Below are 1,093 nucleotides of genomic sequence, written 5' to 3'. Positions count from 1 at the left end.
TGCGGTGACGGTGAGCAGGCCGTGTTCACCCAGCTCTCCTACGACGGCGACGCCAAGCAGCAGACCCGCCTGGTCACGGTGGACGCGGCCACGGGGAAGGCCGGCACCCCGGCCGTCTATCCGGGCGAGGTCACCTCCGCCGTGCCGACGAGGAACGGCATCGTCGCCGCCAACGGCAGCCGGCTGGTAGCGGCCGGGGCCAAGGGCACGGTCAGGGAGATCACGCGTACCGAGTCGGTACCGTTCCAGCTCACGGTCGACGCCGCCGGCGGCGTGACCTACATCGACCGCACGCAGAGCAGGAACTCCCAGAAGACTTCCACCAGTTACGCCAAGCACTTGGCCGCGGGCCGGCTCCGCGAGCGCGATGCCCGGCCCGCCACGGTGGCATCCGGCGCCCTCGCCGACTGGGACCTCACCTCCTCTGCCGACGGCACCGTGTACATCACCGGCAAGGCCGCAGCGAAGGGCACCTTGCCGAAGACGGTGAAGAACCCCGGCGGCATCGCCAAGGGCGCGCTCGTCTCCAGTCACGGCCAGGCCGCCCTCACCGCCGCCTGGGCGGACGGCAAGGACACCCGCATCCGGGCCGACGAAGCCCTGGCCGAACGCACCGCACGCATCAGCCTGCGCCTCCTCGACACGAAGCGGGCGGTCACGCTGGATGCCGTACCGGGAGAGCGCCGTATCGGCGGCGAGAAGTCGGAACGGCAGGGAGCGGCGACTTCGCCGGCGTTGCCGCAGTCGGCCAAGTCAGCGGCCCAGGACGGACGTTCGCCCGGCCTGTCCACGCAGACGGCAGGCACCCAAGTCGCCGCCTCCTCGCCCTCCGATCCGAGCGAGGACGCGGCCGAACGCACCTGCGCCGTCCCCCGCAACGACGTCAAGAAGCAGGCGTTCCAGCCGACCCCGCGTCAGGTGGAGTGGGCCGCCGACCAGGCCGTCGTGGGCAAGCTCGACTTCTACCGGTCGGCGGACTGGAAGAACACCGGCATGGGCGGCTACCAGCCGCAGGGCCTGTTCCCGGCGATCCTCCTGGAGGGCGACCCCAACGGGAAGCTGGACACCGAGGACGGCGACAACGACCGCTGGC

The 1,093-nt window shown here is 71.5% G+C and carries 1 pseudogene; it reads left to right on the top strand.

The annotated features are described in order from the left end of the window. Nucleotides 1-21: 21 nt before the first annotated feature. A pseudogene (locus AB0H86_RS43665) lies at nt 22-1,093 on the top strand (hypothetical protein); the annotation flags it as partial.

Source organism: Streptomyces sp. NPDC050997 (assembly GCF_040660135.1).
Classification (GTDB): Bacteria; Actinomycetota; Actinomycetes; order Streptomycetales; family Streptomycetaceae; genus Streptomyces.
The sequence above is the reverse complement of the archived record's forward strand: the minus strand, read 5'-3'. Positions and strand labels throughout refer to the sequence as shown.